We start from the raw sequence: 26,308 nt of genomic DNA, 5'->3' as shown, positions 1-26,308 counted from the left end.
TTTCGTCGCATGGAACGGCCCAACCGGACTTCTCCAGATCGGCAAGTTGGGGCAACATCTTTTGGCTGACCTCGCTCACGTGCAGCATGTGAGGGGCCCAGACGGCCTTCACTCCGGCACGCTCACCAGCGCGAGATGATGCCCCCATGGACGACCTGATGCAGTTCCTCCGCGACCGCCTCACCGAAGACGAACAGATCGCACGCGTGGCATCTCGACCGCCCTGGCAGCGGGATTACCGCGCCGCGTTCATGCACGGCATCAGGGACGCCGCCGGCCGCGCCCTTGTGTCCGATGGGCTGATGAAGAGCCAGGACGTCTGCCACATCGTCCACCACGACCCGGCCCGTGTTCTGCGCGAGGTCGAAGCCAAGCGTGGCCTGCTGAAGCGGTACGAGGAGCCGGAGACGAGCGCCGCCCTATCGGACTCCTTCAACAAGCTCACGGCCAGCGTGGAACGCACGGTTCTCATCGAGGTGTTCCGCCACCTCGCCCTGACCTACGCCGACCACCCCGACTACCGCGAGGAATGGCGACCGTAGGTTCACCGCGCAGCCGGCCTTCGGGCTGTATCGCCGGAGGGTGTCGTCGTGGGTACCGCCCGTGCGACCCATCGGCCGCCAGTGGCTCGGCAAGGCCGGGTCGTCGGTGTTGCACCCAGCCGCTCGCACAGCTCGGCCAGACCGTCGGCACACTCTGCCTCGGTCTCACCTAGGACAACGAACCGCGCCCCCATAACCACAGTTTGCCGGGCAAGGAGGCGCAATGAGGGCGGAACGAGAAGGAAATACGCCTGGTCGGACACTAGGCCGGCGATGGGGGTAGTAGTCGGTGATGCACCGGGACTCTCCGTCGGCGGCGTAGCGGACGTGGAGCCCCTTGGCAGCGAGGGCCTGGGTGGCTTCGAGCGTTGTGCGGGGTGCGGGAGCGGTGTTCATCGGGTCGCTGCCTCCGTGGTGATGGGCTGCTGCTCGGTGGGGTGGCAGTTGCGGCAGTCGCCGTACGGCCCGGGGCGGCAGGTCGGGACGGCCAGCAGGTCCGTGACGGCGAACTCCTCGGTGGCCTGCGGGTCGTTCACCTCGTCGAGCAGGCCCCAGCGGCGTAGTACTTGCCCGTACTGCTCGCGAAGCTTTGCCCGTTCCTCGGGTGCAGGCTGCTGTGGCTGGTCAAGGGCGGCGAGGGTGCGGTCGACGTAGCGGCCGAGCTGGCTGTGGGGAAGAACCCAGGTGCGCATCTCGGCAACGAGGGCCCGCACGCGGTCGATGGCGGCCTCGGCCTGCTCGGCGCGGTCCCGCCAGCGCTTGATCGCCGCGGCATCCGATGCCGTCCGGCGGCGCATGTCCGGCATCATGGACAGGTCTAGGAAGTTCAGACGTTCCAGCGCGGCGTTCCGCTCGTCGTACAGCTGGTCGAGTTGGTCGCTGGTGAGGTCGTCGAGCGGGATGCGGTCGGTCATGCTGCTTGGTCCTCCGTGGGGTCGGTCCATCCCTCGCGGATGGCGTGGTGTGCGAGTGCCGTGGTGGTTTCACGGCCGGTGTGCGGGCGAGCGGCGAGTTCCGCGGCCCGTCGCCGGTCGTGGCGCCCCCATGACACGAGGAGGGCCGCGAGGACGCCGGTGGCGGCGAGGAGCAGCAGCGGGACGGAGAGCCGGTGAGGGAGCTCACGACTTCGGCGGTGAGGGCGGGCGGTACCTCGTCCCAGCGGAGAGGGTCGCCGTACGGGTGGCTGGTCACTGCGGGCTCCTCGTCGCGGTGTCCTGGGGGCGGGCCGGCTGCGGCTCGGTCCAGCCGAAGGGGGACTCGTCCCGGTCGGTGTCGACGACGGCGGCCAGGAGGCGGCGCAGCTCGGAGTCCCGTACGGGTCGAGGGGCGGGCGGGCTGTTGGTGGTCATGTGCTGCTCCAGGACTGGTTGGGGCACCACACGTCGTGCTTGGTGCCGAAGGAGGTCCACCAGCGATCGCACGTGCATGTGCGGACAATCACCGCCAGGTCCTCGACCGGGTCGCAGGGGTGGAGCTCTGTGTCCGTCGCCCGAGGCTCGGGGGCGTATCCGAGACAGCCAGCGACCCCGGAGAGGACAGCCGCGCCGAAGAACGCGGCGGCAAAGGACCAGGCGCCCTGTTGCAGAGACAGGGTGGCGGCGTACGCGAGGAACACGCACGTGACGCCGTGGACGAAGGACAGGGCCCGGGCGACGAACTTCACCGTGTCGTCTCCTCGCTGATCCAGGCGCCGAGGGCGTCGGCGTAAGCCTTGCGCGCCCGGGCGGCTTCGGTCTCCGCGCGAGCGGCTGCCTCACGGAATTCGGCGACGTGCGGGGCGTGCGCGGTCAGCCGTTCGGCGAGCCAGTCCGGCATGACCTTGGCGAGCTGGGCGACGGTGCGCCCGGCCCGGCGCGGGCCGGGGTTCAGGCACAGCCGCAGGAAGTCCCGCACCTCGCCGACGGTGTCGAGGTTCGTCGTCATCGGGCCGACTTCTTCCGCTCGGGCCTGTCGAACAGGCCGGCCGCCGCGCAGAACGCGACGTAGATCCGGGCCATGCGCTTCTCCTTGGCGCGCGCAACACGGCGGGCCTTCATGCGGGCCAGGATCTGGGCGTCGGTCGGCCGCTCCCAGCGGTGAACATCGGCGTAGTGGTGACCCGCCTCCATGCCGCACTTACGGCAACCGAACGGCGGCGGCGGGTTCCCATCGGGAAAGCGGACCGGGCCACGACGCAAGCCAGTGTCCGGGTCGCAGGTAACGAGGGTCATCAGATCTCCCTGTCGTCGTCGTGCGGCTCGGCCGGAATGCCGGACCGCTGGGTCGAGGGGCGGCGGTCACCGAGAGCCAGCGCACGGGTCACTGCCTGCGCGCCGTACCGGTCGGTGGTCGCGTCCTGGCCGTGCTCCTCGAGGAACGTCAGCACCTCGACGGGCCGGACACCTTCGGGTATCGGGCGGGCCGGACGGCGCTGGCCGGTACCGCACAGCAGGCACCCGTTCGGCACCGTCGGGTCGACCGGCCCGCCCGGGTGCCGCAGGCAGTGGTTCGCCCTCGCGTTGCCCCGGGCCGAAGCGACCAGCGCCCGGGCGTGGTCCAGCTCGGTGGCGATCTCCGTGAGCGTCGAGTCGTTCACGTCGTGCCGGGCGGCGAACTCGCCCAACGCCCGCAAGGCGGCCTGCAAAGCGGGCAGGAAGTCCGGGTTCACGCGTTGCTCACCGCCCGCTGCTTCACACGGCACGAGGGGCACAACTGCCCCGGGGTGGACGCCCGATGGGCGTGGTCGCAGCCGTCGCAGTTCACCAACGGGTGGCGTTGCCGCGAAGATCGCTGAGCGGGTGCGTGAGGCGTCGGCGCATCCTCATCGCCCCCGGACGGCACCGGCGTCAGGAACGCGCCCTGCACGGGCCGATCAGCAGCCTGACGACGTTCCTCCGCCTCACGCTCACAGGTGCGGCAGACGCCGCCGGTGTCGAGGTCCGTGCCGTCGTCGCACCGAGGGCTGGTGCACTTCCCCGGGCGGATCAGGGCGACAGCGACGCCGACGGGACGCAGGATGCCCGGGCCGTCAGCGGACTCGGCATCCGACTCGTAGCCATGCTCCAACCAGCGACGCTCAGCCCGGCCGACGAGATCACCGACGGCAATGCCACGGACGAGCTCGCCGCGGATGGCGTCGACGACAGTGCCAGGCACCGGGTTCGGGAGCTGGTCCCGCAGCTGGCGGGGCAGAAGCCCGATCACGCACCCGATCGCCGCAGCTTCAACCTCATCCGCGTGCTCGTCTGCCAGCGCGGCGGAGCCGCCAACGCCCGGCCCCCCACTACCGGTAGTTGGCCTACGGCCGTCACCACCAGTTTTCTTTTCCGTCTTCGTGGACCGTCTTCTATTAGACGTACCACCGTGTGGCACGTCGGAAAGCGGTACGTCGGTGCCACCTGCGGTTTCGTCCATATCCGCAGGTGACACCGACGTACCACCGTGCGGTACGTCGGTGCCATCCGACGTACCACCTGCCGGTACGTCGGTCCCACCTGCGGAAACGTCTGGCTTCTGCTCTCCCTCCGGCGCCGACGTACCACCGTGCGGTACGTCGGTCCGAACAGGGAGATCGTGGACAGTCAGAACCGTGCCGTGCCGACCGCCGGCCAGCGTCGCACGCTCGGGAACCATGTAGCCCTGAGCCTTGAGCTCCGCGAACGCGGCACGGAAGGCGCGTCGTCCAGGGCTCTCCTTCCCGAGCTTCTTGACCGACGCACGCCACATCTCGTCGGCCGTCGTCTCCCAGCCGTCAGGACGGCTCAGCAGCTCGACAAGGATGCCGCGAGCCATGTGGCTCAAGCGGTCATCCCGCGCAGTCGCGTTCGGCACCTGCAAGAAGTCCCCGGTGAGCCGGGAGCGCCGAATCCTCACGTCGTCTCTTCTCGGTCGTGCTGGTCGGGTGGTGGGGGATCAGGGGGCGGACGTGGGCTGTGCAAAGCCGCTCAGCTCCCTATGCAGCGCCCCGCGAAGCGCGTCGCCAGCCTCCTCACGCGGTCCCGGATCACCTCGTCGGCCCGGGTCAGCACCTCGCGGGTGGGCTCACCGAACGCGCCGAGGTGGTACGCCCGCGCCTTGATGGCGAAGGGGCGCGATGCGGGCCCCCACGGGGCGGTGCCGTCGTGGCGCTGCATCACCGAGTTGCACCGGTCGCACAGGAGCCCACGGACGAACCAGACGCCCTTGCCGCCCGCGAAGTGGTCGATGACCAATTCGCCTCGCGGCGTCTCGCGGTCGAGCCGGTCGCAGATCTCGCATCGGTCCTGTGCCCGGTCCCGCATGGCCTCGTACTCGTCGCAGGTCAGCCGGTAGGAGTAGACGTGCGTGCACTTCAAGTCGGGGCGTCGCGCATGCCCGTAGTCAGTGCGCCTGGAAGCGATTCGGACCGGGTTCAGGGCATGCGGGGGCAGCACGTACGACGGTTTCTTGATCATGCTTGAACTGTACAGTACGACGGACATGCAAGTTCGACGCACATGTATAGTCGCCTCATGAGCCAGCCCGAAGCCCGCATGGGCGTGACCGACGCCCGCGCCAACCTGACTGAGGTCATCGCCAGGGTTCGCCTCCGCGAGGAGTGCATCGTCCTCACGCGGCGCGATAAGCCGCAGGCGGTCGTCGTCCCCTACGGCCTGTACGAGCGCGCCCTCGCCGCCCTCGGCGAGACCGCGGTGCCCGTCGACGAGTAGAGCGTCCGACCCGCGCGCCACAGCAGGCCGTCCCGGACCGGGGCGGCCTCTTCTGCATGCCCGCCTCACGGCCGCCTCCGCGCCTTCTGCCGGTACGTGGCCAGGTCGGAGACACCAGGCGGGAGCGTGCCCGGCCGGGCCGGAGCAGGCGCAGCACGCCGGGCCCGGCACGTCGCGATGTGCGGGACGTGGAGTCGTTCCCAGCCCATGAGGGGCATCTCGCCGGACGGACGGCGGGACTTGGCCGTGCCGACGCCGTCGCGGTACACCGCGGCGTTGCCTTCGCTGTTCGGCTCCGGGTCGACGGCGAGGCGTTTCCCGCTCTCGGTGACCGTCCACAGCACTTCGCGGCGGCAGTCGGCGCAGACGGAGGTCCTGCGCATCTGCCCCTCCTTCCATGGGTGTTCGTGACACGGCTTCGCCGCCCCTACCGGTATGACGGGGCGGCGAGGCTGCGGGACGGGGGGTCATTCGCACAGATCGGCGTTCACTGGTCGGCTGCCTTGGGGGTCACACGGGCACCGCCGCGCCCGCGCAGCTTCACGTTGGCTTCCAGCAGCAGGGTGCGGGCGGTGCCGTAGGACATGTCCATCCAGACGGCAAGGGCCCGGATCGATGCGCCGGCCCGGTACGCCTCGGCGAGGTCGCTCCGCTTCCTGCTGCGCTCCTTGTCCTTGAGGCGGGGCCGGTACTTCGTCGCGAGGCGGGGGGTGTTGCTGCTCAACTTCAAATCCCTTTCTGGGACGGGGCGGTGGGGGCCCCGTGGTGCGGCCCGGGCGTCTGGGCGGTGGGCACCGCGTCGAGGGCATCGCCGATCATGTCGGCGAGCTCGCGGCGCCGGTCCGCGAGCCCCGGGGCGCCTTGTGCGGCGTGGGCCGAGCCGAGGAGCAGGCACTCGACGATCTCGGCGACGTCGTCGTGGCCGAGACCCGTCAGTAGCAGCGCCATCACAGACGCTCCGGCCTGGCGGCAATGTCGGCGTCCGCCATCGCGGCCAGGCACGCCGCCTCTGCCTCGTCCGTGGTCAGCAGGACGGGCACGACGGTCCTCCGCTCGTCGGCGGCGACGTACCGGCGGTCGATGCCTGCGTGGGCCCACTGCACGGCGATTTCACACGCCTTGATCGCCTGCGACTCCTCACGGGAACCGGGCACCAGCTCGTTCACGAGGAGGGCCAGTTCCTCAGCCGCCTTGGAGATCCGGGCCTTTATCGCGATGCGGTCGGCATCGGTCTTCGGCGGGGCGAAACGGATCGCGATCTCACGCGGGTTGATGGCCATTGCTGGGGTTCCGTTCTCGTGTCACGTCAGTCGTTCGTTCTCGTAGGCGTCAGCGGCATCGGCCGTCTGTTGCCGTAGGGCGTCCTCGGCGCACACCTTGTGCGCGGGCTTCCTCTGGCTGTCGCGGAGATTCGTCAGGTCCCCGCAGTAGCGGCAGGGCAGTTGGCGGGCCGACCAGTGCTCGGGCGACCCCCAGTTGAGAAGCCCGGTCGGCGGCGGGTCAGGCCGCGGCGCTCGCCGACGCGGGGGCACCGGCGGCCTCCTCCGGCCTGGGCCACTCCATGCGGGGAGGGGTGCGTTTCCGGGCGGAGCGCAGGATCGCGCGCCGCTCGCGCTCGTCCAGCCCGCCCCATACCCCGAAGGGCTCGGCGCGCTCCAGGGCATCGATCTGGCACCGGCTGGAAACCGGGCAGCTGCGGCAGTAGTCCTTTGCCTGCTGGGTGAGACGGGCGATCGTGCCGTCGTCCCCCTCGGGATAGAACAGGGCAGGGTCGGCGTCGCGGCATGCGGCCGTGCGGTCCCAGTGCGCGGGGCGGGGCAGGTTGTCGGGCCAGTAACGGCTAGGACGAGGCATCAGTGCTCCCCTTCGTCGTCGCGTCCGGACACCACCGGACGGGTGTCCGTGGACACGTCCGGACGCGTGTCCGCGCAGGTCAGTGCTGTGTTCGCGGCCGGGTCTGGCCCGGTGTCCGCAGGTGTCCGGACAGCTGTCCGGACGGTTGTCCGCCTTGTCTGGCCGTCCCGGTGACGGCCGGTGGGCCGCAGCCGCCACCACGTGACGACTACGGCCAGTCCGAGGAACCACGGACCCCACACGTGCGCCGTGATCACGGCGGTGAACACCACGTTCGCGACGACGAGGAAGGGGTCAGGGGCGCTCATCACTCAGCCCGGCTTCGAGTCGCCACCGGGTGACCGTCCGGGCCGCGACACCGAGCCTCTGTGCGATCTCCTCGGCGCCCACGTCGGCTTGGGTCATCAGCACCGCGGCGTAGCGCTGCTCGTCCTCGGTCAGCTCCGGCACCGGGGGCGCCCCGCCCATGAACCGCTCCACGGCGATGAGGTCCACATCCCGGTGCCATGTGGCACCGGCCGGCGGATCCATCCGGCCCCGCACGCGCGGGCGCTCCTCCTTCGCCAGCCGCTCCACGCGCAGGACACGGTCCTCAAGGTGGGCACCGGCCACACACCGGGGGAAGCCGCACACGGGGCCAGACTTGCCCTCTGCTTCGCGGCCGTGGTGAATACGGAACGCGTACCGGTACGCCGTCTCTGCCTCACGACGCACGCGCAGCAGCGGTGTGCCGTGCTCGGACACCGAGCCCGTCCAATCGAGGTGCCCGCCGTCGACAGCCAGCGTGCGGGCGGCGAACGCCTCCGCCCACGACTCCCCCGAGCCATGGCGCCCCCGCGGGTACACGGGCACGCCTTCCTTCACACGCACCCGGCGCACCCGCTCCGGGCCGACGCCCAACTCCCGGGCAAGGTTGGACACCTCGGCGCCGTCCAGCTCGGCAGCGATCTCGGCCGCAGTGATCACCGGGTCACCTCCGGCCAGTGCACTTTGTCCAGCCGGTCACGCTGCGCCTTCGGCATCTCCAACGGCGGGACCCCGAGGTGGTCCAGTCCGGCCACCCACAGCCACCAGGCGTCGCACTGGTTGTCGTCCGGGAACTCCCGGCCGGCCCGCTTGTACGCGGCCATGGCCATCGGCACCTTGTCCCCGCTGCCCTTGCCGGTCGCGTACGCCTTGAGCGTCGCGGCCGTCACGAGGGCGTACGGGGCACCGGCCTCGATCAGCACGGCCCGGACCACGCCGTGCACCATGCTGATCGGCTTGGCCGCGAAGCTGTTCTGCGGGATGTCCTCCATCACGACCAGGTCAGGAGCAGGCCCCAGACCGAGGTGCTCACCGCCGACCGCCATGCGTGCCGCCTCCGCGATCTGCAGGAGGCGCCGGTCACCATCGCCCGTGCGGGTCTTGACCGTTGTGGTGCTGCCGTCGCGGTAGCAGATGCCGGACGCGGTCAGGGACAGGTCGAAGGCCACCACGGACGGCAGCGGCCCCACAGCCTCCGGCTCAAACAGCGGGAACGTCTCCATCACGCCTCACCGCCCACAGAGGCGCCGTCCACGCGCCCCTGCTGCCCGAGGAAACGGTCCAGGTCGAAGGGCATGGCCAGCTTGAGGCCGGGCCACTCCAGCCGCTCCCCGCTGGTGTCCTCGTTACCGGGCGGGTTGTCCAGGTCCAGCTCCGTGAGGAACGCCCAGCCGACCAGTTCGGCGGGCGCCATCGCGGAGGCCTCGAGGAACGGGCGCGCGCCGGTCAGGAACGCACGGCGCGGCGACCAGGCGGTCACCCGCACCCACACGTGCGCCGTCTCGTCGTCAAAGCAGTCCATCCGTGCACCGTCCAAGTCGACGGCGATCACGCGCGCAATGGTCCAGCCCCTAGACATCGGCCGCCTCCACGCTGGGCGCCGGAGCCTCGCAATCGTCGCGCTGGTCGACCAGCGGGATGTCCTTGGCCATCCAGGACGACGGCAGCGGCGGGGCAAGCTCGATCTCCGTCAGCACGATGTCGTCGGCCTCCTTGGTACGGCAGTTGGCCTTGGCCTCCAGGAACCGGCCGGGCAGCTCCTCCGGGGTCAGCTTCGTCGCGGTGGTCAGCTGGTCCAGGAGGACCGTCACCCCGTCCGTCAGGCTCCACCCGACGACGATCACGCGGGCCGTGCGCGCCTTGACGTCGACCGACTCCACTTCCACGGGCGTGGTGAACCGCGGCTCGTCCCGGGCGGCGAGGTACGTGGCGCCCAGCTCCGTGACGGCCGGGACGTTCTCCACGAATCCCACGTACCGGCGCAGCATCAGCGGGGCCAGCTGCTCACTGTGCTCGACCATGTCGACGCCGGCCGCGACCGCGCGCAGTGCCGCTTCTACGTCCACTTCGAGGGGGCGGGAGCTGGTGGCGTGCATGGTCACGCGGAGCTTCCCGGCCCGCCACGACGCCGTGCCGTGCGTGGTCTCCGAGGAGCACGGGCAGCCGCGCACGTTGTCGCGGGTGTCCTCGTGGGTGAGGCCGAAGCACTCCACGATGACCGTTGCGCCCTTCTCGCACAGGGCCGCCGTACAGCACCCGCAGTCGGGGCAGTCGGCCTGTGCGGGCCGGACGTATTCCGGCTCGAACGACTCGCTCAAGGTCACTGGTTCTCCAAGGTGTTGTGGCCGCAGTGCCAGCAGGTCCGGGAGCCGTCCGCGTGGATCGCGTGAGGCCGGTGGCGCCGTTCACTCGGGCAGGGGTAGAAGTCGACGGCGTCGACTTCGCCCAGCTCTTCGAGCTCGGCGAAGTCCGCAAGGTCGGGGAAGTCGTCCAGGGGCCCCGGCGGAATGGCCGGGGCGGGGGCGGGGGCGGGCGCCAAGGGGTGCGCGCTGCGCCAAACGCGGACGGTCGGGGACGCGAGATGAGCCGCAGCCGATACCAGGGCGGCACTGCCCACCGTCAGGCCGAGGCCGAGCAGGTACGGGTCGCTCATGGGGACACACCCGCCCGCGGTGCGGGGACGAGAGGCCACTCCAGCCGGACAGACGCAGCCAGTTCCTGCTTGCCGTCGGTGCGGGCGAAGTGATCCCGCAGCCCCTCGGCCTGCTCGCGCGCCCACCCCACTTGCTGCTCGTGCAGGTCGGCGAGGTCGAGGCGCTTCAGCCACGGGTGCCGGTTGGCGAGCTTCCACGTCACCGCGCAGGCGGCGACCGCGTCGGCCTCCGCCGTGTGGGCCTCATCGAGCTGCACCACGTAGTGGCGGCACAGGTCCGTCAACGTACGGCCACCGCGCCGGAACCGGTCGACCTTCTTGTCCAGGACCCGAGGGTCGATCACACGCGGCACCGCGCGGTCGAACAGCGGGCGGATGCCGTACCGGCGTGCCTCGCGATCCAACAGGGTCAGGTCGAACTGAGCGTTCATCGCGACGATAGGCAGACCGGCGTCAGCGCCCTCAGCCAGCGCCGCGATGATCTCCTCGACCGCCTCGGCGGCCGGGCGGCCCGCAGAGCGGGCCGCCTCAGACGTCCATCCGTGCACTGCTGTGGCCTCGGCCGGGATCTCGACACCAGGGTCGACAACCCAGGACCGGGCCGTGCTCGGCTGGCCGCCGCCGAAGCGGACGGCACAGCCGGTCACGATGCGGGAGGTCTCCGGGTCAATGCCAGAGGTCTCCAAGTCGAAGCCCACCAGGGGGCGACGGTGCCAACTCATGCGGCACGCCTCCGGGCTGCACGTCCAGCGGCACGGTCCTTCTTCGGCTTGGACCGGCCGCGCAGTGCCGTGCTCCACTTCACCGGCAGCGGCCTCACGGTCTCGACCTGGGACGCCTCGGCGTGCTCGGCAGCGCGCTCCGCGTAGGCGAGGAGGTGCATCTCCTCGACCGGGGCGTGCACGACCTGAACCTGACCGGCGTCCCCGGCCTCGTCCGCCTTGAGCAGGGCGACCAGCTCAGCCGACATCGGGACGACCTTGTGCAGGCGGCGCAGAGCCGACTTCTTCCACATCGCGTCGAAATCGGTGTGCCAGAACGAGTCGTTCGCCCCGGACTCCTGCGCCCGCTGGTACGCCTGGCTGTACTCGTCGCGGATCGCCTCCGCGTCCTCCCGCGTCAGGATCACGACCTGCGAGCGGGCACCCGACGCCATCCAGCAGAAGGCGTACGCGAGGATCGGCTCACCGCGCTGGGCGCGGGGAAGCTCGACACGTGGCCGATGTGTGAAATCAAGCGGGGCCGGGGCGGTCGGCTCGTAGTTCCAGTCGTCCCCTTCGTGGATCATCCCGACGTGGACCGAGCCGACCCGGCCGGACCGGTACATCAGCTCGACGTAGCCCTGAGCCATCGGCACGAACACGGCCTGCTTGCCCTCACGCCGGATGACCGCATGACGGCCGTCCGGGATGAGACCGAACCGGGCGCAGGTCAGGAGCGCCTGCAACAGGGACGCCGGGGTGCAGCGGACCAGGCCCGGCAGGGCGGCCCGCACAGCGGCCAGGAACGCCCCGGTGTCGATGTGCGACGGCAGGGCCCGGGTGAACTCGTTGCCGTACCGCTCCAGCCAGTTCAGTGCGACGTCGGCGATATCGCCGCCCTCGGCCTGCGCCGACGTGTGCAGCTGCTCCGGCGTCGACGGCTTCGCGTCCTCGGCGAGACCGATCACGGTCGCCTCGGCGGTCGGCTGCTCGGTGGTGGCCGCGCGCACACGGTCCTTCAGGGTGGACAGAGACATGTTCAGATTCCCTTCGCGGGGACACGCAGGACGCGGGCTCGATACGTGGCGTACTTCTCGGGCTGCTCGGCCTTGAGTCGGTCGATATCGATGGCGGGCACCATGTGCGTGTAAGCGGCGGCCAACTCGGGCTCGGCCTCGGTGAACTGCTTCGACGCGAAGGTGCCGTTGCCCTTCCACGTCCAGGCCGGCTTGCCGCCTGCCTTGGCGACCTCGTTCTCGGCGGTGAGCAGCTTCATCTCGTTCTCGACGAGCCGCAGTTCCTCTTTGATGGCCTTCTCGCGCGCCTTGACGTCGGCGTGCCTGGCCCGCAGCTCCTTGGCCTGCGCCACGTCGATCTCGGCGATGGTCTCGGCCTTCACGGACCAGAGCTTCGCCAGCAGGTCAGTGGTCGCCTCCAGGCCGTCAGCCGGGGGCTCGAACCCCTCGACCACGTGGCGCTGGAACCACCGCCCGCAGTAGTCGACGAGGTACTCGACCATCTCCTCGTCGCGCTCCAGGCGAGACCAACGGAGCTTGTTCCCGCCGACCAGCGCGGCCACGAAGCCGTGGTCCCAGCCGCCGACAGCCATGCCCCAATGGCACTGGATCGCGGGGGCGTCGGGGACAGCCCCGTCCTCCCACTGATCCGCCTGGTACTCCGAGCGATTTTTGCATTCCAGCAGGCCAGATGCCGGGCCCGGCCGCTCGAACGTGTAGCGGTCGACGTTCACCCGCTGCCACGGCCGGTCGACGTGCACGAGGGTGCCGGGCGCCTCCGCCGTCTCGACCCCCGACCGCTTCGTGAACATGTGGGCGATGAAATCTTCGATCTCCGTGCCGATCTCGGCGGCCTCGTTGCCCTTGAAGGTGCTCCGGCCGTGCTTCTCCTCGAAGACGTGGCGCGGGCCGGTGTACTTGCCGCCCAGCCCGAGGATTCCGGCAACGTCCGAACCACCGATACCGGCACGTCGGACCTCCAACCACTCCTCCCGGGAGACCTCGGCGGGGAGCAGCAGGCGTGCGGTGGGCGCGTCGGCCAGGTGCGAGACCGAGCCGGGGACATCGACCAGGGCGGGCGTCATGGTGGTCATCGCGCGGTACTTCCGTTCTTGGCGAGACGAGTGCGGATGCGGCAGGCATCGCACTGGCAGCGAGGGGAGTGGGTGAGGGCGGTCCTGCGGCGGACACCGGCCATGGCCTCGATCTGGGCGGCCAAGAGGAGCGCATCCTCGGGGTTCCACGCGGCGGTTTCCATGTCGGCTGTGCCGTCCAGGACGGTCGCCTCGAAGAAGTGCACGAGCCGCAGGAAACGGTCGGGATTCTCGGAGGAGGCGACGCGGAGGAACGCCGTGTCGGCGGTGGTTGGAATGGCGACCATCACTGAGCACCGCCTTCGGCCACGGGACTCCAGGCGTGCAGGTAGTCCGCAGCCTGCTTCGCCGACATGTGGCCGTTCCGCGAGCGGAGTTCGGCGCGGATGCGAGCGGCGTCCTCGTCGTGGCCGTGTACGTCAAGCATCCGGGCGGCCTGCTGGGCGTGCATGCCCCGCCGTCCCTTGGCAGCGGTGAGGATCAGGCCGGCCGGGCTGTCGTCGGCCGGAGGGCTGGGAACCGGGACGGGCGCCGGGGCGAGCGGGAGGAGTACCTGGCGGGACTCCGCCAACACCGCGTCGTACATGTCGACGTGGCCACATCGATTCGCCCACCGGTCCACGACGTACCAGTCCCCGTCGTGGTGGAACCGGTGAGGGATGACGGTGTCGAAGCCGCGGGGGCCGCCGCACTGCGGGCACCGGGTGGAGACGGTCACGGTGATGACGCCGCTGCCGCTGTATCCGGGGCCGTCGCCGTCGTGGCGGATGCGGACGCTCATGCGGTCCGGCAGTACGGGGACCGGCTCTTCACCGGCGACGTACCGCACCCACAGGGCCGTGCCGTCGGTGTGCTGTGCGACATATGCCTCGTACGCACCGGCCGGTTCGTACGCGGGCATCATCTCCGCGAGCGGGACGCGGCGCGCGACGGTCTTGGCACTGGTGCTGCTGGGGTACAGGGCGGCCATCACCCAATGGCCGCGTTCCTCGCGGGCCATGGCGGTAGCGGTGGCGTGGTCGGGATTCGCCCGGTAAATGCTGCGGGACTTCACGACTGGTCACCTCCGCGCGGCCGGGGTACGCGGGCGAGCACGGCGCACTGGCGGCAGTTGTCCGCCTGGTGGGGCTCTTCCACCGGCGCGGTCGCCGTGCGGTGCGCGACGATCGAAGCGGGCAGCAGGACGACGGCCGCGATCATGGCTGCCAGGACGAGGTCGCTCATCGGGCACCTGCCGCCGGGAGGATGGTGCCGAGCTTGCGGCGGGGAGCTGGGGCGGAGTACGACACCCAGACCTGGACGGGTACGCCTCGCCATACGGTCACGCGCTCGACGACGCCGCCGCCGTCGACTCTGACGTGCACGGGCGTGCCGCCGAGGATCTGCGCGCAGTCGTCGATGATCCGGCCGCGTCCCTCCATGCCCTTCTGCTCGCCGCAAAGGGTTCCGAGGGTGTCGATGGACCAGGTAAGGCCCTCGATCTCGGGGTGGGTGGTGAGGAGGGTATTCAGCGCCAGAGTTGCTGAGGGCTGAGGGCTAGCATGTGCTTTCACGGGTCCTCAATTCAGTGGTGTTGAGGTGCCTGGTTGGCGGGGCTGGCCGGAACCGGGGCTACGGTCCGGGCGGCCCCGTTGCGCGTCAGGCGCGCCTGCGCCCTTGGGAGGGCGTGATGGTGGCGAGCGCCAGCGCGGGTTCTTTCGACGGTGTTGCAGCCGACGCGGGGCGGACACGGAACATGTCCTTGATCTCCAGCAGGTCGTCGTCATCGAAGGCGACGGCGGCGCCGATCTCCTGGTGCGGCAGCCGCTTGAGGTCGTCCTCAAGGAAGCGGGGGAAGCAGCGCCGCATCAGCTCTGCTGCTTCTGCGATGTCGTAGTTCCGGAGGCTCATGCGGCCTCGCGAACCAGGTCGTCCAGGCTGATCTCGTACGCCCGCCTCAGCGCGACCAGCGTCCGCAGGCTCGGTGTGGTGCGGCCTTCGATCAGGCGCCACATCGTCGAGTCAGTAACGCCAATGCGCTGAGCGATTCCGCTGGACGTGATTTGCCCGGCCGCCGTCGCTCTCTCCAGGAGCACATCGGTCCGTAGAAGCAACACGGATCCCTCCCTTCGGGTCGGGGTGCACGCATGCACGTTTGCTTGCATGCATGCACCGTATCACTTGCATGCACGCGTGCAATCACCTGAAGAGACACTTCCGGTTGTGTCTTTTGCGGACAACGCGCCCGCGCACTACCGCGCCAGCCTGCGCATTCATGCACCATGCGGGTTGACCTGCAAAAATGCATGCATGCAAGCTCTGTCGGCGTGCTTGCATGCACGCTAGGGTCGCCCCATGGACACTCCCGCCTCAGAAGCCGCCCAGGCATTCGGTCTCTTTCTTGCGGAAGCCGCGAACCGGGCCGGCTACGACGTCACATCCGGCACAGGCGGCCGTAAGCGGCTCGCCACGGCGAGCGGCATGAGTGCGTCCGCCATCAGTCGCACCCTCGACGGCAAGACCCTCCCGCGCCCCTCTCAGATGGAGGCGCTGGCCAAAGCCGTACATGTGGACGTGCAAACAATGCTCGTCCGGGGGAACGTCATTTCGGGTGAATCTTGGACTGAACCAAAGGAACCGCCTGTACGCTCGGCATCGCTCACCCCCGAAGACGCAGCGGACAGCTGGGGCATCACCGATCCCATGATTCGCAAGATGCTCATCAGCAACATTCGGCAGGCGATCAGCCTCCAGCTGGAGACGGAAGCCGAGGGGGACACTGCGTCTAGGGGGTAAACGTGCTGGTCCAGGGCTGCCGAGTCGCCGGGGAGATCGCTCTCCGTGTGGCCACTCTGGGTGCGATGGCCGTCGGCGGATGCCTCGGCGCCCATGGCCTACGCCATCACAACTGGATGCACGCCGTAGGCGGCACCACAGCCGTCACCATCGCGGCACTCGTGGCGGGCATCCTCGTGATCCGCCGATGGCTAATCCAGCACAACGTGACGATGCGTCGCGACCTGGAGAGCCTGGCGACCGAGCGGCGCTTGGTGGAAGACATTGCACGCCAGGTCGAGCGGCAGACCGCGACCAACCAGCTCCGGATCGAGAGCATCCAGAAGCGGCTGGACGAAACCCTCAATCAACTGAGCGCCGAGCGAGGACAGCACGCGGTGACTCAACGCGAACTGCGCGAGGTCACCGAGGAGTACAACCTCCTCATTCAGGAGACCCTCCAATCCAGCGCCGACCGGTTTACACGCGGGCCGCAGATCCGCGGCCTCACCGGAGTCCCCAGCAGGCAGCGCGCCCGGATCCCAAACACAGCCCGCGGGGAACACGACCGCGCCTGACCACAGGTCCGGTCGGCTGAATCGATTCGATCCACCCTCAGTCGCGGCACTCGGCCCTCGTGGCATACGAAAAGGGGCCCCGCACATTCGTGACCCCTTCGTTGCCTTGGGCCACTATGAGACGGACTGTGCCCCTTCCTTCGCTGTCCCGACCGCGGCGCCTTGCCCGGGGAAAAGCCCGCGCCCGGAGCCACCGGCTCGCCCGCCCCCGGCGACGAGGACCAGGCCGAGCCCACCGGAGTCGCCCCCACCTGGCGAGCCGGCGACATCCGCCCCAGGCGCACCCCCCGCCAAGCCGCCGTCGGCCCCGAGCACAACGAAGCCGACGGATGAGCCGGCGGCGCCTCCCACGCAGCCGACCGAGGCGCCCACGGCACCGCCCGCGAAGCCCGACGACTGCACCGTCCCCATCAAGCTGCCCCCGCTGCTGGACCTCTGCCTGCTGTAGGGCGATACGCGCGCCTGTGCGAGTGAATCGCCCGGCGCGCCTGCTGGCTTCCTTTGGCACTTCGGCCGAGCATTGGCCGAGCAAGAGACCACGAGGGAAACGAAAAGACCCCCGCCAACACGGGGGTCTCTGCGTAACGCCAGGTCAAGAGTGTGAGGCTTCACCACTCAGGCGTGGGGCGGGTGGGACTCGAACCCACGGCCGACGGATTATGAGTCCGCTGCTCTAACCGGCTGAGCTACCGCCCCTTTTCGGCGTGGCGCGTACATGTGTGCGCGCCGTCTGCCGCAGCATAGCCGGTCATACGATCTCTCGCTCCGGTTGGTCGGCTTCGCATGACCATGAAGACTGCGCTGCTCGCTGCCCGGTTCCAGGCGGTGCGAAGTAGACGCGAAAGTGTCGGGTCCGAGCTGCGCGACGACATACGAAAAAGGACCCCGAAGGGTCCTCTTCCGTTCCGCTCCCCCGACTGGACTCGAACCAGTAACCCTCCGGTTAACAGCCGAATGCTCTGCCAATTGAGCTACAGGGGATCGCGCTCCCCCGACTGGACTCGAACCAGTAACCTGCCGGTTAACAGCCGGCTGCTCTGCCAATTGAGCTACAGGGGATTGCTGCGTTTGCACCGAACCTTACCTGCCTGGCTGCTGCCGGGCGGCGCGCGTTCGCTGCGACACATACATTAGCGCAAGCAGGGGGGTGCTTTGCCAATCGGTATCGCCCGGGGTGATCTCGGGTGCCGACGGGTAGGCGGGACGCAGAGGTCTCACGCAGCAGGAGAAGGGTGGCAGCCATGCGGTACCGGCTCACGTTCATCGCCGGACTGGCCCTCGGTTACGTACTCGGCACTCGGGCCGGACGCGAGCGCTACGAGCAGCTGAAGAAGTCCGCGCGCCAGTTCGCCCAGAATCCGGCCGTGCGCAACACCGCCGAGTCCGCGGCCCAGAGCGGCCGCCAGTTCGCCGGCAAGGCGTACCACGCGGTGAGCGACAAGGTCGGGGACAAGGTGCCCGCCTCGGTGGCCGAGCGGGTGCGGTCGCTGCGGGGGCAGGGCGTCGAGGACGACTGGGGCACCAGCAACACCTGACGGAGGCGGCCCCCGCCCTCCCGTACGGGAACGGTCCTGCCGTGCGGCAGAATCTCCCTATGGGCATAGTCGCCGGCTTGGACAGTTCTTCGGCCTTCACACACATCGTCGTCTGCGACACGGAGACGGGCGCCGTACTCCGGCAGGGGTACGCCGCGCACCCCGTCGAGGCGAAGGCGACCGAGGTCGACCCGCAGGTGTGGCTGCTCTCGCTCGGCGAGGCGGCGACCGGCGGGCTGCTCGAAGGCGTGCAGGCCATCGGGGTCTCGGCGCAGCAGCACGGGCTGGTGCCGCTGGACCGGCAGGGCAATCTCGTACGTCCCGCGCTGCTCGGCAACGACAAGCGGGCGCAGGTCGCCGCGGCCGATCTGATCGACGGACTCGGCGGCCGGCAGGCCTGGGCGGAAGCGGTCGGGGCTGTGCCGCAGGCCGCGCAGCCGGTGTCGAAGCTGCGCTGGCTGGCGCGGACCGAACCGGAGGCGGCCCAACGGGTCGCCTCACTGCTGCAGCCGCACGACTGGCTGGTGTGGCAGCTGCTGGGCCGGCCCAACCGGCGGACCACCGACCGCGGTGCCGCGTCCGGGACGGGGTACTGGTCGGCGGCGAGCGGTTCCTACCGCCCCGATCTGGTGGAGCTGGCGCTCGGGCACCAGGCGGCGCTTCCCGAGGTGCTCGGCCCCGCCGACGCGGCCGGGACCACTCCTGAGGGCCTGCTGATCTCCGCCGGGACCGGCGAGACGATGGCCGCGGCCTTCGGACTCGGGGTCGGTACCGGCGACGCGGTGGTGTCGCTGGGCGCCTCCGGTTCGGTGATGGCGGTGCACCACGAGGCGCTGGCCGACCCGACCGGGACGATCACGTCGTTCGCGGACGCCACCGGGATGCACCTGCCGGTCGTGCACACGCTGAACGCGGTGCGGGCGCTGCGGGGCACCGCCGAGATGCTGGGTCTGGAGAGCTTGGATGAGCTGTCCGCGCTGGCGCTGAAGTCGACACCGGGCGCATCCGGGCTCGTGCTGCTGCCGTATCTGGAGGGTGAGCGCACCCCGCACCTGCCGCACACGGCGGGCACGCTGAGCGGGCTGCGCCGCGAGTCGATGAAGCCGGAGCACCTGGCGCGGGCGGCGTTCGAGGGGATGCTGTGCTCGCTGGCGGACGCGCTCGGCGTACTGCGCGGCCGTGGCGTGGAGGTGCGGCGGGTCTTCCTGCTGGGTGCGGCGGCCGAGCTGCCGGCCGTGCAGGGGCTGGCGCCCGCGCTGTTCGGCGCGCAGGTCGTCGTACCCCAGCCGGCCGAGTACGCGGCACTGGGTGCCGCCCGGCAGGCGGCCTGGGCTCTGGGGGTCTCGCAGGGGACGCTCGACCCGCACACTCCCCCGGCCTGGCAGGGCGCGGCGGCGCAGGTACTGGAGCCGGGCGACGAGCTGCCGGTCGGCCAGGCGGTGCGGCAGCAGTACCTGGCCACGCGGGAGCAGATCCACCCCGACGCCTTCGACTCCGCGCTCTGATCCGGGCGCGCTCGGTGACACCGCCGGGCCCCTGGAGGGGCCCGGCCATGATTTTGACCCGGGCTTGAGGAAAAACGTTCGCTGTCCCCTGTGCGTTGCCGGAAAATGGGTCGACCCCCGACCCAGCCGCCGACTCCGAGAGACACGCGTGCTCATAAAAATCCTGCGGGCCTATCTCGGCCCGTACAAGAAACCGATCGCGCTGCTGGTGGCGCTCCAGCTGCTCCAGACCTGCGCCACTCTCTATCTGCCCTCCCTGAACGCCGACATCATCGACAACGGTGTCGTCCAGGGGGACACGGGCTACATCCTGCAGTACGGCGGCATCATGATCGCCGTCTCCGTCGCCCAGGTGGTCTGCAACATGGGGGCCGTCTTCTACGGCGCCCGGACCGCTGCCGCGCTCGGCCGGGACGTCCGGGCATCGGTCTTCGACCGCGTCCAGTCGTTCTCGGCACGGGAGCTCGGACGCTTCGGTGCGCCGACGCTGATCACCCGTACGACCAACGACGTCCAGCAGATCCAGATGCTGGTCCTGATGACGTTCACCATGATGGTGTCGGCCCCGATCATGTGTGTCGGCGGCGTCATCATGGCGCTCGGCCAGGACGTCCCGCTGTCGGCGGTGCTGCTCGCGGTGGTGCCGGTGCTCGGCATCGCGGTGAGCCTCATCGTGCGCCGGATGCGGCCGCTGTTCCGCACGATGCAGGAGCGGCTCGACACGGTGAACCGGGTGCTGCGCGAGCAGATCACCGGCAACCGGGTCATCCGCGCCTTCGTCCGTGACGGGTACGAGGAGAAGCGGTTCCGCGGCGCCAACACCGAGCTGGCCGACGTGGCGCTCTCCACCGGGCGGCTGATGGCGCTGATGTTCCCGACCGTGATGACGGTCGTGAACGTGTCGTCGATCGCCGTCGTCTGGTTCGGTGCCCACCGCATCGACAGCGGCGGGATGCAGATCGGCGCGTTGACCGCCTTCCTCTCCTATCTGATGCAGATCGTCATGTCGGTGATGATGGCCACCTTCATGTTCATGATGGTGCCGCGCGCCGAGGTGTGCGCCGAGCGCGTCCAGGAGGTCCTGGAGACCGATTCGAGCGTGGTGCCGCCGGTCAAGCCGGTACGGGAGCTGCGCGCGCACGGTCACCTGGAGGTGCGGGAGGCGAACTTCCGCTACCCGGGCGCCGAGGAGCCGGTGCTGCGGTCGGTGGATCTGGTGGCCCGTCCCGGCGAGACGACCGCGATCATCGGGTCGACGGGCAGCGGGAAGTCGACGCTGCTCGGTCTCGTGCCGCGGCTCTTCGACGTGACCGACGGCCAGGTGCTGGTCGACGGCACGGACGTACGGACCCTGGATCCCTCGCTGCTGGCGAGGACGGTGGGTCTTGTTCCGCAGAAGCCGTATCTGTTCTCCGGGACGGTGGCGACGAATCTCAGGTACGGGAACCCGGACGCGACCGACGAGGAACTGTGGCACGCGCTGGAGGTCGCGCAGGCCAAGGGCTTCGTCGAGGAGCTGGAGCACGGGCTGAACGCCCCGATCGCGCAGGGCGGCACCAATGTCTCCGGTGGGCAGCGGCAGCGGCTGGCGATCGCCAGGACACTGGTGCAGCGGCCGGAGATCTACCTCTTCGACGACTCGTTCTCCGCGCTCGACTACGCGACGGACGCCGCGCTGCGCGGGGCGCTGGCGCAGGAGACGGCCGAGGCGACCGTGGTGATCGTGGCGCAGCGGGTGTCCACCATCCGTGACGCGGACCGGATCCTGGTGCTGGACGAGGGCCGGGTCGTCGGGTCCGGCAGCCATCACGAGCTGATGGACGGCAATGAGACATACCGGGAGATCGTGCTCTCCCAGCTGACGGAAGCGGAGGCCGCGTAATGGCCGGTCCTGGCGGACGCATGATGGCGGGCGGGGCGCCGACCGACCGGTCCATGAACTTCAAGGGGTCCTCGAAGCGACTGCTGAAGCGGTTCGCGCCGGAGCGGACGACGCTGTACGCGATGCTGACGGCCGGCGTGCTGAGCGTCGGGCTCTCGGTCGTCGGGCCGAAGATCCTCGGCAAGGCCACCGACCTGGTGTTCGCCGGTGTCATCGGTCGGCGGATGCCGGAGGGGACGACGAAGGAGCAGGCGGTCGAGGGTCTGCGCAAGAGCAACAGTGGCCTCGCCGACATGCTCTCCGGAGTCGACTTCACCCCCGGGCACGGCATCGACTTCGGTGCCGTGGGGCACGTGCTGCTCACGGCGCTGTCGGTCTACGTCGGTGCCGGTCTGCTGATGCTGGTGTCGACGCGGCTGTCGATCCGGGTGATCAACCGGGTCGTGCTCCAGCTCCGCGAGGACATCCAGACGAAGCTGTCGCGGCTGCCGCTGTCCTACTTCGACCGGGCCAAGCGCGGTGAGGTGCTCAGCCGGGCGACGAACGACATCGACAACATCTCGCAGACGATGCAGCAGACGATGGGCCAGCTCATCAACTCCCTGCTGACCATCGTCGGCGTACTGGTCATGATGTTCTGGATCTCGCCGCTGCTGGCACTGGTCGCACTGGTGACGGTGCCGCTGTCGGTGGTCGTGGCGACGCGGGTCGGCAAGCGGTCCCAGCCGCAGTTCGTGCAGCAGTGGAAGGTCACGGGCAAGCTCAACGCCCACATCGAGGAGATGTACACCGGGCACACCCTGGTGAAGGTCTTCGGACGGCAGGAGGAGTCCGCGAAGGACTTCGCCGAGCAGAACGACGCACTGTACGAGGCGAGCTTCAGGGCTCAGTTCAACAGCGGGATCATGCAGCCGCTGATGATGTTCGTGTCGAACCTGAACTACGTGCTGATCGCCGTCGTCGGTGGTCTGCGGGTGGCGTCGGGCACGCTGTCGATCGGTGACGTGCAGGCGTTCATCCAGTACTCGCGGCAGTTCTCGATGCCGCTGACGCAGGTCGCCTCGATGGCGAATCTGGTGCAGTCGGGTGTCGCGTCCGCCGAGCGGATCTTCGAACTGCTGGACGCGGAGGAGCAGGACCCGGACCCGGAGACGGGCGAGCACCCGGAGGAGCTGCGCGGCAGCGTCTCGCTGGAGAAGGTGTCGTTCCGCTACGAACCGGACAAGCCGCTCATCGAGAACCTGTCGCTGGCGGTCGAGCCGGGGCACACGGTCGCGATCGTCGGTCCGACCGGCGCCGGCAAGACGACGCTGGTCAATCTGCTGATGCGGTTCTACGACGTCACGGACGGCCGGATCACGCTCGACGGGGTCGACGTGACGAAGATGTCGCGTGACGGACTGCGTTCGGGGATCGGCATGGTCCTCCAGGACACCTGGCTGTTCGGCGGGTCCATCGCGGACAACATCGCGTACGGCGCGTCGCGCGAGGTCACCCGGGAGGAGGTCGAGGAGGCGGCGAGGGCGGCCCACGCCGACCGCTTCATCCGTACCCTGCCGGACGGCTACGACACGGTGATCGACGACGAGGGCACCGGCGTCAGCGCGGGTGAGAAGCAGCTGATCACCATCGCGCGGGCGTTCCTGTCCGACCCGGTGATACTGGTGCTCGACGAGGCGACGAGCTCCGTCGACACCCGTACCGAGGTGCTGATCCAGAAGGCGATGGCCCGTCTGGCGCACGGCCGTACGAGCTTCGTGATCGCGCACCGGCTCTCCACCATCCGGGATGCGGACGTCATCCTGGTGATGGAGAACGGGTCGATCGTCGAACAGGGCACGCACGACGAGCTGTTGGAGGCGCAGGGGGCGTACGCCCGGCTCTACGCCGCACAGTTCGCGCAGGCGGTCGCCGAGGTGGACTGACCTCCCCGGGGGTCAGTCCAGGTAGCCGCGGAGCTGGTCGGCGAGGGCATGGTCCCGCAGCTTGTTGAGAGTCTTGGATTCGATCTGGCGGATGCGTTCGCGTGTCACGCCGAAGATCCGGCCTATCTCCTCGAGTGTGCGGGGCCGCCCGTCGGCCAGCCCGTAGCGCAGCTGGACCACTTTCCGTTCCCGCTCGCCCAGGGTGGAGAGCACCGCGTCGAGGTGCTCGCGCAGTAACAGGAAGGCGGCGGATTCCACGGGTGACGCCGCGTCGCCGTCCTCGATCAGATCGCCGAGCGCGACGTCGTCCTCCTCGCCGACCGGCGCGTGCAGCGAGACGGGTTCCTGGGCGAGCCGCAGCACCTCACCGACCCGTTCCGGCGTCAGGTCGAGCTGGGCGGCCACCTCTTCCGGCGTCGGCTCGTAGCCGCGTTCCTGGAGCATCCGGCGCTGGACGCGTACCACGCGGTTGATCAGCTCGACCACATGGACCGGGACCCTTATGGTCCGTGCCTGGTCGGCCAGGGCGCGGGACATGGCCTGCCGGATCCACCAGGTCGCGTACGTCGAGAACTTGTAGCCCCGGGCGTAGTCGAACTTCTCCACCGCCCTGATCAGGCCGAGGTTCCCTTCCTGCACCAGATCGAGCATCGTCAGTCCGCGGCCCACGTAGCGTTTGGCGACGGAGACGACGAGCCGCAGGTTCGCCTCGATCAACCGGCGCTTCGCCATCCGCCCCATGACGACCAGACGGTCGAGGTCGACGGCGAGTCGGGAGTCCGGGTCCGGGGTGCCCGCGAGCCGCTCCTCGGCGAAGAGGCCCGCTTCGACCCGGCGGGCGAGCTCCACCTCGTCGGCGGCGCTGAGCAGCGGGATGCGTCCGATCTCCCGCAGATACTGCCGGAAGAGGTCGGATGACGTACCGCCGGTGTCCGGGCGGCCGCGTGGCTCCGGCGGTTCGGGCAGCTCCGCCTTCTCTTCCATGACATCAGCCGCTTCGGGTACTCCGGGCGCTCCGGGCTCTTCGGAAGGCCGCACTGGTTCGGGTGTCGGCGGGCCCACCGCGGCCTCCGGACGGCGCACGGCCCGGTGCTGCGCGGGAACGTCCGAGACACGCTCGGTTGTGGTCACGGTCCGGGTCTGCACGGGGGCGACCTCCAGGTGATCGCTGCCGGATCGCGGGGATGGAAGCCCACCGTGCAGTGGGCCGACCGCGCTCCGATGACTCAGGCACCGCCACCCAGTGTGGGGTAAGACACATCACCGCCACGAGGGGCGTGCGCGGACTTTCTGAGTCCGTTCCGTAACCGGTCGATTACCGGAGGGAACGATCAGGATCTGTCAGAGTGCGTCGGCGCCGCTGTTGCGCAGGGACTGGGCGTACTGCTGCAGCACCCAGACCTCGTTCTGCGCGGCCGCCAGGTGGTCCGGGGCCACATTGCTGCCGAGGCGGGTGAGACTGCCCTGGACGTCGTTGATCCGGCGGTCCACGGCGCGCAGCCGGACCTTGACCAGATGCTCGCCCGCGTACGCCTCGTCGATGGACTTGCCGTGGAAGACCTCGACGGCGAGCTCGGTGACCAGCTTGCGCACGGTGTCGTCGGGCGCCGCGCCGAGGACGGCGACCAGGTACTCGCGATTGTCGGCGAGGCCCTGTTCGGCGCCGCCCGCCTCCGCGATGCACTGGCGCACCGCGGCGTAGGGCGGGGCGGTGAACTCGTCGATCCCATAGGCGTCGAAGGCCGGGGAGACCAGGGCGGGCTTCTGCAGGGCGAGCTTGAGCAGCTCGCGCTCGGTGCGATGGGCGGGGCTGCGAAGGTTGAGCGCGGGGCCCGAGTGGGCGGCGGGGGCCTGCATCCCGCGCTGCGGGCCGCCGCGGGAGGGCGCCGGTGCGGGGCCGCCCCGGTCGCCGCGGTCACGGGCCCAGCGGGCCAGCTGGGCGACCCGGCGCACGACGTACTCCTGGTCCAGGATGCCGACGAAACCGGCCAGCTGGACGGCGACCTCGCGCTGCACGCTGCTCGTCTTGATCTTGGCGACCACGGGCGCCGCCTCGTCGAGCGCGGCGGCACGACCCGCCGGGGTCTCCAGGTCGTACCGGCCGACGATCTGGCGGAGCGCGAACTCGAAGAGCGGGGTACGGGGTTCGACCAGCTCCCGGACCGCCTCGTCGCCCTTGACGAGGCGCAGATCGCACGGGTCCATGTTGTCCGGGGCGATCGCGATGTACGTCTCCGCGGCGAACTTCTGGTCGTCCTCGAAGGCGCGCAGGGCGGCCTTCTGGCCGGCCGCGTCACCGTCGAAGGTGAAGATCACCCGGGCGCTGCCGTTGTCCATCAGGAGGCGGCGGAGGATCTTGATGTGGTCGCCGCCGAAGGCGGTGCCGCAGGTGGCGATGGCGGTGGTGATCCCGGCGAGATGGCAGGCCATGACGTCGGTGTAGCCCTCGACGACGACGGCCCGGCTGGCCTTGGCGATGTCCTTCTTCGCGAAGTCGATCCCGTACAGCACCTGCGACTTCTTGTAGATCGCGGTCTCGGGGGTGTTGAGGTACTTCGGGCCGTTGTCGTCGTCGCGGAGCTTGCGGGCGCCGAACCCGACGACCTCGCCCGAGGTGTCGCTGATCGGCCACATCAGCCGGCCGCGGAAGCGGTCGATGGGGCCGCGGCGGCCGTCCTGCGAGAGGCCTGAGGTGATCAGCTCCTTGTCGCTGAACCCCTTGCCTCGGAGGTAGCGGGTGAGGTGGTCCCAGCCGGCCGGGCTGTAGCCGACACCGAAGTGGGCGGCCGCCGCCTGGTCGAAGCCGCGCTCGGCGAGGAACTTCCGGCCGATCTCGGCCTCGGGGCCGTCCAGCTGCTCCACGTAGAACTGCGCGGCGACCTTGTGCGCCTCGACCAGCCGGATCCGCTCGCCGCGCTGGTGGGAGGGGTTGTAGCCGCCCTCCTCGTACCGCAGGGTGATACCCGCCTTGGCGGCGAGGCGCTCGACCGTCTCCGAGAAGGAGAGGTGGTCGATCTTCATCACGAAGGCGATCGTGTCGCCGCCCTCCTGGCAGCCGAAGCAGTGGAAGAGACCCTTGCTCGGACTGACCTGGAAGGAGGGGGACTTCTCGTCGTGGAACGGGCAGAGCCCCTTGAGGTTGCCTCCGCCCGCGTTCCGCAGCTGCAGGTACTCGGAAACGACGGCGTCGATCGGGACCGCGTCCCGGACCGCCTTCACATCGTCGTCATTGATCCTGCCTGCCACGGGTGAAGTCTACGGGTGAAGGACGGAAGCCATGCTGCCCACCGCTGTGA

The 26,308-nt window shown here is 69.7% G+C and carries 39 protein-coding genes and 3 tRNA genes; 9 read left to right on the top strand and 33 right to left on the bottom strand.

From position 1 onward, the window contains the following. Window positions 1-146 precede the first annotated feature (146 nt). Window positions 147-542, top strand: a complete 396-nt coding sequence (locus ACFVXE_RS08180; protein ID WP_389670193.1) for a DUF6221 family protein — start codon at window positions 147-149, stop codon at window positions 540-542. Window positions 543-934: 392 nt separating this feature from the next. Here the strand turns inward: ACFVXE_RS08180 and ACFVXE_RS08175 are convergent, their stop codons facing one another. The 8 genes from ACFVXE_RS08175 to ACFVXE_RS08140 form a co-directional block, all read right to left on the bottom strand. Further along, complete coding sequence (locus ACFVXE_RS08175; protein ID WP_389670192.1) at window positions 935-1,456, bottom strand: hypothetical protein; 522 nt, start codon at window positions 1,454-1,456, stop codon at window positions 935-937. 273 nt (window positions 1,457-1,729) lie between these two features. Continuing rightward, window positions 1,730-1,891: a hypothetical protein gene (locus ACFVXE_RS08170; RefSeq protein ID WP_389670191.1), complete on the bottom strand. Its 162-nt coding sequence runs from the start codon at window positions 1,889-1,891 to the stop codon at window positions 1,730-1,732. After that, a complete protein-coding gene (locus ACFVXE_RS08165) occupies window positions 1,888-2,205 on the bottom strand; it encodes a hypothetical protein (protein ID WP_389670190.1) in 318 nt (105 codons plus the stop codon). Before ACFVXE_RS08165 ends, ACFVXE_RS08170 begins: the two co-directional genes overlap by 4 nt. Beyond that, window positions 2,202-2,465, bottom strand: a complete 264-nt coding sequence (locus ACFVXE_RS08160) for a hypothetical protein (RefSeq protein ID WP_389670189.1) — start codon at window positions 2,463-2,465, stop codon at window positions 2,202-2,204. Before ACFVXE_RS08160 ends, ACFVXE_RS08165 begins: the two co-directional genes overlap by 4 nt. Further along, the gene (locus tag ACFVXE_RS08155; RefSeq protein WP_389670188.1) at window positions 2,462-2,752 is read right to left on the bottom strand and encodes a hypothetical protein; all 291 of its coding nucleotides are present in this window, start codon (window positions 2,750-2,752) and stop codon (window positions 2,462-2,464) included. The genes ACFVXE_RS08160 and ACFVXE_RS08155 overlap by 4 nt, the downstream gene beginning before the upstream one ends. Continuing rightward, window positions 2,752-3,189 (bottom strand): hypothetical protein, encoded by a 438-nt coding sequence (locus tag ACFVXE_RS08150; protein ID WP_389670187.1) that lies wholly within the window; start codon window positions 3,187-3,189, stop codon window positions 2,752-2,754. Before ACFVXE_RS08150 ends, ACFVXE_RS08155 begins: the two co-directional genes overlap by 1 nt. Continuing rightward, window positions 3,186-4,322, bottom strand: a complete 1,137-nt coding sequence (locus ACFVXE_RS08145) for a hypothetical protein (RefSeq protein WP_389670186.1) — start codon at window positions 4,320-4,322, stop codon at window positions 3,186-3,188. Before ACFVXE_RS08145 ends, ACFVXE_RS08150 begins: the two co-directional genes overlap by 4 nt. A 143-nt stretch (window positions 4,323-4,465) precedes the next feature. Then, window positions 4,466-4,954, bottom strand: a complete 489-nt coding sequence (locus ACFVXE_RS08140) for an endonuclease domain-containing protein (protein WP_389670185.1) — start codon at window positions 4,952-4,954, stop codon at window positions 4,466-4,468. Between the two features lie 57 nt (window positions 4,955-5,011). On the opposite strand from ACFVXE_RS08140, the gene ACFVXE_RS08135 reads away from it, so the two are divergent. Continuing rightward, complete coding sequence (locus tag ACFVXE_RS08135) at window positions 5,012-5,209, top strand: type II toxin-antitoxin system Phd/YefM family antitoxin (protein WP_389670184.1); 198 nt, start codon at window positions 5,012-5,014, stop codon at window positions 5,207-5,209. A gap of 65 nt (window positions 5,210-5,274) precedes the next feature. Here the strand turns inward: ACFVXE_RS08135 and ACFVXE_RS08130 are convergent, their stop codons facing one another. The 20 genes from ACFVXE_RS08130 to ACFVXE_RS08035 all read right to left on the bottom strand — a co-directional run bounded on the left by ACFVXE_RS08130 (window position 5,275) and on the right by ACFVXE_RS08035 (window position 14,929). Then, window positions 5,275-5,592 carry a hypothetical protein gene (locus ACFVXE_RS08130; RefSeq protein WP_389670183.1) on the bottom strand — a complete coding sequence of 106 codons (318 nt, stop codon included), beginning with the start codon at window positions 5,590-5,592 and terminating at the stop codon, window positions 5,275-5,277. A gap of 104 nt (window positions 5,593-5,696) precedes the next feature. Continuing rightward, window positions 5,697-5,933 carry a helix-turn-helix domain-containing protein gene (locus ACFVXE_RS08125; protein ID WP_389670182.1) on the bottom strand — a complete coding sequence of 79 codons (237 nt, stop codon included), beginning with the start codon at window positions 5,931-5,933 and terminating at the stop codon, window positions 5,697-5,699. A gap of 2 nt (window positions 5,934-5,935) precedes the next feature. After that, entirely contained in the window at window positions 5,936-6,157 is a 222-nt protein-coding gene (locus tag ACFVXE_RS08120; RefSeq protein WP_389670181.1) for a hypothetical protein, read from the bottom strand. Further along, entirely contained in the window at window positions 6,157-6,489 is a 333-nt protein-coding gene (locus ACFVXE_RS08115; RefSeq protein WP_389670180.1) for a hypothetical protein, read from the bottom strand. The genes ACFVXE_RS08120 and ACFVXE_RS08115 overlap by 1 nt, the downstream gene beginning before the upstream one ends. Before the next feature lie 220 nt (window positions 6,490-6,709). Further along, window positions 6,710-7,063: a WhiB family transcriptional regulator gene (locus ACFVXE_RS08110; protein ID WP_389670179.1), complete on the bottom strand. Its 354-nt coding sequence runs from the start codon at window positions 7,061-7,063 to the stop codon at window positions 6,710-6,712. After that, window positions 7,063-7,371, bottom strand: a complete 309-nt coding sequence (locus tag ACFVXE_RS08105) for a hypothetical protein (protein WP_389670178.1) — start codon at window positions 7,369-7,371, stop codon at window positions 7,063-7,065. Before ACFVXE_RS08105 ends, ACFVXE_RS08110 begins: the two co-directional genes overlap by 1 nt. Then, complete coding sequence (locus tag ACFVXE_RS08100) at window positions 7,358-8,029, bottom strand: helix-turn-helix domain-containing protein (RefSeq protein ID WP_389670177.1); 672 nt, start codon at window positions 8,027-8,029, stop codon at window positions 7,358-7,360. The genes ACFVXE_RS08105 and ACFVXE_RS08100 overlap by 14 nt, the downstream gene beginning before the upstream one ends. Next, the gene (locus tag ACFVXE_RS08095) at window positions 8,026-8,592 is read right to left on the bottom strand and encodes a Holliday junction endonuclease (RefSeq protein WP_389670176.1); all 567 of its coding nucleotides are present in this window, start codon (window positions 8,590-8,592) and stop codon (window positions 8,026-8,028) included. Before ACFVXE_RS08095 ends, ACFVXE_RS08100 begins: the two co-directional genes overlap by 4 nt. Continuing rightward, on the bottom strand, window positions 8,592-8,921 hold the full coding sequence (locus ACFVXE_RS08090; protein ID WP_389670175.1) for a hypothetical protein: 330 nt from the start codon (window positions 8,919-8,921) through the stop codon (window positions 8,592-8,594). Before ACFVXE_RS08090 ends, ACFVXE_RS08095 begins: the two co-directional genes overlap by 1 nt. Before the next feature lie 19 nt (window positions 8,922-8,940). After that, window positions 8,941-9,693: a hypothetical protein gene (locus ACFVXE_RS08085; RefSeq protein WP_389670174.1), complete on the bottom strand. Its 753-nt coding sequence runs from the start codon at window positions 9,691-9,693 to the stop codon at window positions 8,941-8,943. Beyond that, on the bottom strand, window positions 9,690-10,022 hold the full coding sequence (locus ACFVXE_RS08080; protein WP_389670173.1) for a hypothetical protein: 333 nt from the start codon (window positions 10,020-10,022) through the stop codon (window positions 9,690-9,692). Before ACFVXE_RS08080 ends, ACFVXE_RS08085 begins: the two co-directional genes overlap by 4 nt. Then, window positions 10,019-10,744, bottom strand: a complete 726-nt coding sequence (locus ACFVXE_RS08075; RefSeq protein ID WP_389670172.1) for an exonuclease domain-containing protein — start codon at window positions 10,742-10,744, stop codon at window positions 10,019-10,021. The genes ACFVXE_RS08080 and ACFVXE_RS08075 overlap by 4 nt, the downstream gene beginning before the upstream one ends. After that, window positions 10,741-11,760, bottom strand: coding sequence for a recombinase RecT (locus ACFVXE_RS08070; RefSeq protein WP_389670171.1), 1,020 nt, complete (start codon window positions 11,758-11,760; stop codon window positions 10,741-10,743). The genes ACFVXE_RS08075 and ACFVXE_RS08070 overlap by 4 nt, the downstream gene beginning before the upstream one ends. 2 nt (window positions 11,761-11,762) lie before the next feature. Next, complete coding sequence (locus tag ACFVXE_RS08065) at window positions 11,763-12,833, bottom strand: YqaJ viral recombinase family protein (RefSeq protein WP_389670170.1); 1,071 nt, start codon at window positions 12,831-12,833, stop codon at window positions 11,763-11,765. Beyond that, window positions 12,830-13,120, bottom strand: a complete 291-nt coding sequence (locus ACFVXE_RS08060) for a hypothetical protein (RefSeq protein ID WP_389670169.1) — start codon at window positions 13,118-13,120, stop codon at window positions 12,830-12,832. The genes ACFVXE_RS08065 and ACFVXE_RS08060 overlap by 4 nt, the downstream gene beginning before the upstream one ends. Then, window positions 13,120-13,887, bottom strand: coding sequence for a hypothetical protein (locus ACFVXE_RS08055; protein WP_389670168.1), 768 nt, complete (start codon window positions 13,885-13,887; stop codon window positions 13,120-13,122). Before ACFVXE_RS08055 ends, ACFVXE_RS08060 begins: the two co-directional genes overlap by 1 nt. Next, a complete protein-coding gene (locus ACFVXE_RS08050; protein WP_389670167.1) occupies window positions 13,884-14,057 on the bottom strand; it encodes a hypothetical protein in 174 nt (57 codons plus the stop codon). The genes ACFVXE_RS08055 and ACFVXE_RS08050 overlap by 4 nt, the downstream gene beginning before the upstream one ends. Next, window positions 14,054-14,386, bottom strand: coding sequence for a hypothetical protein (locus tag ACFVXE_RS08045; RefSeq protein ID WP_389670166.1), 333 nt, complete (start codon window positions 14,384-14,386; stop codon window positions 14,054-14,056). The genes ACFVXE_RS08050 and ACFVXE_RS08045 overlap by 4 nt, the downstream gene beginning before the upstream one ends. 85 nt (window positions 14,387-14,471) lie before the next feature. Beyond that, window positions 14,472-14,723, bottom strand: coding sequence for a hypothetical protein (locus ACFVXE_RS08040; protein ID WP_389670165.1), 252 nt, complete (start codon window positions 14,721-14,723; stop codon window positions 14,472-14,474). Then, on the bottom strand, window positions 14,720-14,929 hold the full coding sequence (locus tag ACFVXE_RS08035) for a helix-turn-helix domain-containing protein (RefSeq protein WP_389670164.1): 210 nt from the start codon (window positions 14,927-14,929) through the stop codon (window positions 14,720-14,722). Before ACFVXE_RS08035 ends, ACFVXE_RS08040 begins: the two co-directional genes overlap by 4 nt. Window positions 14,930-15,167: 238 nt before the next feature. On the opposite strand from ACFVXE_RS08035, the gene ACFVXE_RS08030 reads away from it, so the two are divergent. From ACFVXE_RS08030 to ACFVXE_RS08020, 3 genes are all read left to right on the top strand, one after another. Then, window positions 15,168-15,608: a helix-turn-helix domain-containing protein gene (locus ACFVXE_RS08030; RefSeq protein ID WP_389670163.1), complete on the top strand. Its 441-nt coding sequence runs from the start codon at window positions 15,168-15,170 to the stop codon at window positions 15,606-15,608. 65 nt (window positions 15,609-15,673) lie between these two features. After that, window positions 15,674-16,165: a hypothetical protein gene (locus ACFVXE_RS08025; RefSeq protein WP_389670162.1), complete on the top strand. Its 492-nt coding sequence runs from the start codon at window positions 15,674-15,676 to the stop codon at window positions 16,163-16,165. 162 nt (window positions 16,166-16,327) lie between these two features. Then, window positions 16,328-16,498, top strand: coding sequence for a hypothetical protein (locus ACFVXE_RS08020; RefSeq protein WP_389670161.1), 171 nt, complete (start codon window positions 16,328-16,330; stop codon window positions 16,496-16,498). 289 nt (window positions 16,499-16,787) lie between these two features. On the opposite strand, the gene ACFVXE_RS08015 is transcribed toward ACFVXE_RS08020, so the two are convergent. From ACFVXE_RS08015 to ACFVXE_RS08005, 3 genes are all read right to left on the bottom strand, one after another. Continuing rightward, window positions 16,788-16,861, bottom strand: a tRNA-Ile gene (locus ACFVXE_RS08015). 212 nt (window positions 16,862-17,073) lie between these two features. Beyond that, window positions 17,074-17,146, bottom strand: a tRNA-Asn gene (locus ACFVXE_RS08010). A gap of 5 nt (window positions 17,147-17,151) precedes the next feature. Then, window positions 17,152-17,224 (bottom strand) — tRNA-Asn (locus tag ACFVXE_RS08005). A 182-nt stretch (window positions 17,225-17,406) separates the two neighbouring features. Here ACFVXE_RS08005 and ACFVXE_RS08000 point away from each other — a divergent pair. The 4 genes from ACFVXE_RS08000 to ACFVXE_RS07985 all read left to right on the top strand — a co-directional run bounded on the left by ACFVXE_RS08000 (window position 17,407) and on the right by ACFVXE_RS07985 (window position 23,012). Then, window positions 17,407-17,700: a YtxH domain-containing protein gene (locus tag ACFVXE_RS08000; protein WP_389670330.1), complete on the top strand. Its 294-nt coding sequence runs from the start codon at window positions 17,407-17,409 to the stop codon at window positions 17,698-17,700. Between the two features lie 59 nt (window positions 17,701-17,759). After that, window positions 17,760-19,205 (top strand): FGGY family carbohydrate kinase, encoded by a 1,446-nt coding sequence (locus ACFVXE_RS07995; protein WP_389670160.1) that lies wholly within the window; start codon window positions 17,760-17,762, stop codon window positions 19,203-19,205. A gap of 148 nt (window positions 19,206-19,353) precedes the next feature. Beyond that, on the top strand, window positions 19,354-21,087 hold the full coding sequence (locus ACFVXE_RS07990; RefSeq protein ID WP_389670159.1) for an ABC transporter ATP-binding protein: 1,734 nt from the start codon (window positions 19,354-19,356) through the stop codon (window positions 21,085-21,087). Beyond that, complete coding sequence (locus tag ACFVXE_RS07985; protein ID WP_389670158.1) at window positions 21,087-23,012, top strand: ABC transporter ATP-binding protein; 1,926 nt, start codon at window positions 21,087-21,089, stop codon at window positions 23,010-23,012. Before ACFVXE_RS07990 ends, ACFVXE_RS07985 begins: the two co-directional genes overlap by 1 nt. Window positions 23,013-23,024: 12 nt before the next feature. Here the strand turns inward: ACFVXE_RS07985 and ACFVXE_RS07980 are convergent, their stop codons facing one another. Together ACFVXE_RS07980 and dnaG are read right to left on the bottom strand one after the other, a co-directional pair. Beyond that, on the bottom strand, window positions 23,025-24,158 hold the full coding sequence (locus ACFVXE_RS07980) for an RNA polymerase sigma factor (protein WP_389670157.1): 1,134 nt from the start codon (window positions 24,156-24,158) through the stop codon (window positions 23,025-23,027). A 195-nt stretch (window positions 24,159-24,353) separates the two neighbouring features. Continuing rightward, the gene (dnaG, locus tag ACFVXE_RS07975; RefSeq protein ID WP_389670156.1) at window positions 24,354-26,258 is read right to left on the bottom strand and encodes a DNA primase; all 1,905 of its coding nucleotides are present in this window, start codon (window positions 26,256-26,258) and stop codon (window positions 24,354-24,356) included. Window positions 26,259-26,308 lie beyond the last annotated feature (50 nt).

Origin of the sequence: Streptomyces sp. NPDC058231 (genome assembly GCF_042882275.1) — a bacterium.
Classification (GTDB): Bacteria; Actinomycetota; Actinomycetes; order Streptomycetales; family Streptomycetaceae; genus Streptomyces.
This window is presented reverse-complemented; position numbering and strand designations above follow the sequence as displayed.